General features: G+C 70.2%; 3 protein-coding genes and 2 pseudogenes. 2 read left to right on the forward strand and 3 right to left on the reverse strand.

All coding sequences use genetic code 11. From position 1 onward, the window contains the following. Nucleotides 1-1,217 (reverse strand): annotated as a pseudogene (locus JHD63_RS21900) (hypothetical protein); the annotation flags it as partial. Then, a complete protein-coding gene (gene bchI / locus JHD63_RS21905) occupies nucleotides 1,214-2,236 on the reverse strand; it encodes a magnesium chelatase ATPase subunit I (RefSeq protein WP_198972905.1) in 1,023 nt (340 codons plus the stop codon). The pseudogene JHD63_RS21900 and the gene bchI, both read right to left, overlap by 4 nt. A 121-nt stretch (nucleotides 2,237-2,357) precedes the next feature. On the opposite strand from bchI, the gene JHD63_RS21910 reads away from it, so the two are divergent. Beyond that, entirely contained in the window at nucleotides 2,358-2,669 is a 312-nt protein-coding gene (locus JHD63_RS21910; RefSeq protein WP_198972906.1) for a high-potential iron-sulfur protein, read from the forward strand. On the opposite strand, the gene JHD63_RS21915 is transcribed toward JHD63_RS21910, so the two are convergent. Continuing rightward, nucleotides 2,656-3,642: a LysR family transcriptional regulator gene (locus tag JHD63_RS21915; RefSeq protein ID WP_198972907.1), complete on the reverse strand. Its 987-nt coding sequence runs from the start codon at nucleotides 3,640-3,642 to the stop codon at nucleotides 2,656-2,658. The two genes, JHD63_RS21910 and JHD63_RS21915, sit on opposite strands and share 14 nt — an antisense overlap. Before the next feature lie 128 nt (nucleotides 3,643-3,770). Between JHD63_RS21915 and rbcL the strand changes: the two are divergent. Beyond that, nucleotides 3,771-3,940, forward strand: a pseudogene (gene rbcL, locus JHD63_RS21920) (ribulose-bisphosphate carboxylase large subunit); the annotation flags it as partial.

Here is a 3,940-nt window from a genome sequence, read left to right on the forward strand (position 1 = left end):
CCCCCCCCCCCCCCCCCCCCCCCCCCCCCCCCCCCCCCCCCCCCCCCCCCCCCCCCCCCCCCCCCCCCCCCCCCCCCCCCCCCCCCCCCCCCCCCACACCCCTTTTTTACAGATGTGTATAAGAGACAGGGGCCGGGCAGCACGCCGTCCGGGCGGCCGCGCAAGCCTCCGGTCACGGGCGTTCCCGCGCGGCCCTCGCCGTGCTGGCGCCGGCGCTCGGCGCGCTTCGACGTCAGTTGTGCGAGCAGGCCGGCGGGCAGCACGGCGGCGGCGGCGTCGAGCACGCGGTCCTCGGCCGGCATGGATGCATCGCCCGGCGCAGCATCGGCATCGGTGTGCGCATGCTGCGCTGCGGCCTGCGTGTCATCCGCCGGGGACTCGGCGGGTTCGTCCTCGTGTACATCGGCGGGTGCGTCTTCCTGCGGCAGCATCGTGGCTCTGGGCAGGAGCACCAGCCGCGCCGCGAGCGCCGCGTCCGACGCGTCGACCTGCGCCCGCCCTTCGAGCGCCGCATGGGCGCGCGCGGCGCGCAGCGCATGCACCGAGGCCCGCAGCGAATCGACGCCCAGCGCCAACGCCGCCGCGCACAGCGCTTCGCGCAGCGCATCGGGCGCGTCGACCGAGGGCAGGCGCGCGCGGGCGTCGGCGATCCGCCGTCGCGTCCAGCCATGCTGCTGCCCGTCGTCGGCCCCATGGCGCACCGGTGTGAAGTCCAGGCTGAAGGCGAGCCGGTCGCGCAGCGCATCCGGCAGGCGCTCGTCGGCGTCGATGCCCTCGTCCAGCGCGATGACGCCGATGCGCGCCGCATGGCGCGCGGCCAGGCCCTGCCGCTCGACGTTCACCTGCTGCGTGTCGAGCACGGCGCCCAGATGGGCCGCCGTGCGCGGCGACAGCCGCTCGGCCATGCAGGCGACCACGATGCCGCCATCGGCCTCGACCAGCAGGCCGCGCTGCCCCACCGGCCGGCCCGCGCTCAAGGTGGCGGCGAGATCGAGCCCACCGAGCAGGCGGTCGTCTTCGATGTGTAGCGGCAGCCGGCGCAAAGGCAGCCCTTCGGGCAGCAGCGCCGCGACCGACTGCAGCCATGCATCGCGCGCCGGCCCCGTGCCCGAGCGCACCGCGACGCCGCCCAGGCCCACCGGGTCCAGGCACAGCAAGGCCGCCACCAGCGCCGCATCGCCTGCCGGTGTCGGGGCTGCGCCACCCTCGGCGTTCATAGACCCAGCAGTTCCTCGATGGCCTTGCCCACGCGCACGCTCGAGCCGCTGTCGTCCAGCGGATTGCGACGCAGCCGGTGCCGCAGCGCCAGCGGCGCGACGCGGCGCAGATGGCGGGTGTCGAGTTGCTCGTCGCCGTCGAGCGCGGCCAGCGCGCGCGCGGCGCGGATCAGCGTGAGTTCGCCGCGCAGGCCATCGGTGCCCAGGCTGATGCACAGGCGCGCCGCGCATTCGAGCACTGCGTCAGGCACCTGCACCCGGGCGATCAAGGTCTTGGCGGCGCCGATGCGCCGGCGCACCTTGGCGTCCTGCGGCAGCCACTGCCGAAGGAAGGCCGCCTCGTCGCGGTCGAAGGCATCGCGCCGCCGGATCACCTCCACCCGCGTGGCGAGGTCGCGCGGCGTGCTCACCTCAACCGACAGGCCGAAGCGGTCGAGCAGTTGCGGGCGCAGTTCGCCTTCCTCGGGGTTGCCGCTGCCGATCAGCACGAAGCGCGCCGGGTGCCGCACGCTCAGCCCTTCGCGCTCGAGCACGTTCTCGCCCGAGGCCGCCACGTCGATCAGCAGGTCGACCAGATGGTCTTCCAGCAGGTTCACTTCATCGATGTACAGGAAGCCGCGGTGCGCGCGGGCGAGCAGGCCGGGCTCGAAGCTCTTGACGCCCTGCGAGAGCGCACGCTCCAGATCAAGCGCCCCGACCACGCGGTCTTCGGTGGCGCCGAGCGGCAGATCGACCACCGGTACGGGCACGCGCTCCGTGCGCGCCGCGCCCCTGGCTTTCTTTGCTGCGCTGCAGTATTCGCAGGACTGGCTCGAGGCAGCAGGGTCGCAGTGGTAGGGACAGCCGGCCACGGCGCGCATCGGCGGCAAGAGCGCGGCCAGAGCCCGCACCGCAGTGGATTTTCCGGTGCCGCGATCGCCAAAGACGAGCACTCCTCCTACAGCGGGATCGACTGCCGCGATCATGATTGCCATCTTCATTTCGTCCTGGCCGACGATGGCCGAGAAAGGAAAGACCATGATTGCACTCCAAACCTGAGTCAATTGCTCCTCCACCCAAGTGTCAATATTTATTGACACTTCTTCGTGTCAGACTATACAACGGTTCATCTCGAACCGGCAGACAAAAAAGGACCCCATGATGAGCAACCCCAGTCGCAGGACATTCGTGATCAGCGTCGCCGCCGGCAGTGCCGGACTGGCCGCTTCGCACGCCTGGGCCCAGGCAGCTACCCTGAGCGAGAGCGATCCGCAGGCCGTGGCGCTCGGCTACAAGGCCGACGCCACCAAGGTCGACAAGGCCAAATATCCGCAGCACCAGGCCACCCAGATGTGCCATAACTGCCAGTTGTTCCAGGGCAAGGCGAGCGACGCCACCGGCCCCTGCCAGCTCTACGCCGGCAAGCTCGTGTCGGCCAAGGGCTGGTGCAGCGCCTGGGTCAAGAAGGCCTGAGACGAGAGCCACGGCCGCGCGCGGCCCGCCGCGCCGCGCCGGGATCGATGCGCGCGATGTGCGCATCGACCTGCCGCTGACCCTGGGCGCGCAGGAACGCCTCGAAGGCGGCCGCCACCTGCGACAGTTGGGAGGTGGCCAGCCGCATCACGTGCCAGTCGCGCTCGATCGGGTTGTCCGTGATCGGCAGCAGCGCAAGCAGCCCGGCATTCATCTCGAGCACGCAGGTGTGCAGGGACAGGAACGCAACGCCGAATCCGGCCACGCACATCTGCTTGATCGCCTCGTTGCTCGACAGCTCCGAGCCGATGCGCAGCGGCAGGCCCGCATCCTTGAACAGCCGCTCGACCGTGGCACGCGTGCCCGAGCCACGCTCGCGCACGAGAATGCGCTCGTCCGCCAGGCGCTCGACGCCGGGCCGCGGGTCGCGCATGAGCGGATGCGTTGGCGCGGCCACGAATGCCATAGGGTGTCTGGCGAACGGGTGCGACACGGTTTTCAGTTCGCCGGGCGGCCGGCCCATGATGGCCAGATCGACTTCCTGCGCCGCCAGCATGCGCACGATGGCATCGCGGTTGCCAACCTGCAGCTTGACCTTGACCTTGGGGTTGGCGTCGACGAAATCGACCAGCAAGGGTGGCACGAGGTATTCGGCCGTGGTCACCGCGCCCACACGCAAGGTGCCTGAGAACACCCCATGCAAGGCGGCCATCTGGTCGCCCGCCTCCTGCCACAGAGCCAGCAGACGCGCCGCGTAACTCGCCAGCAGAGCGCCGGCCTCGGTCAGCCGGATGCCGCGCCCCGAGCGCTGCACCAGCGGCGTGCCGGCGGAGGCTTCGAGCCCCGCGATCTGGATCGACACGGCCGGCTGCGTCAGGTGCATTTCGGCGGCGGCGAGGGACACGCTGCCCAGCCGCGCCACCGCATCGAAGGTGGCGAGCTGCCGGAAGGTTGCATTGCGTGCGAGCGTCACGGCTTCATATTAGTGAAAGCTTATGTCCCGGTAAATATATTTAACTTATCCTGATCTTTTCCCTGGCCTACATTGGCGACTCGGAGGCCACACCGGCCCTCATCCACGATCATCGAAGGAGCATTCGCATGGGTCACATGAACGAGCCGACGCAGATCACCGATAGCGTCAAGCGCTACGCGGCCGGAGTGCTCAAATACGCGCAAATGGGCTACTGGGTGCCGGAGTACGAGCCCAAGGCGACGGACGTGCTGGCGCTGTTTCGCATCACGCCGCAAGAGGGCGTGGACCCGATCGA

It is taken from the genome of Xylophilus sp. ASV27 (genome assembly GCF_016428875.1).
GTDB lineage: Bacteria > Pseudomonadota > Gammaproteobacteria > Burkholderiales > Burkholderiaceae_C > Xylophilus.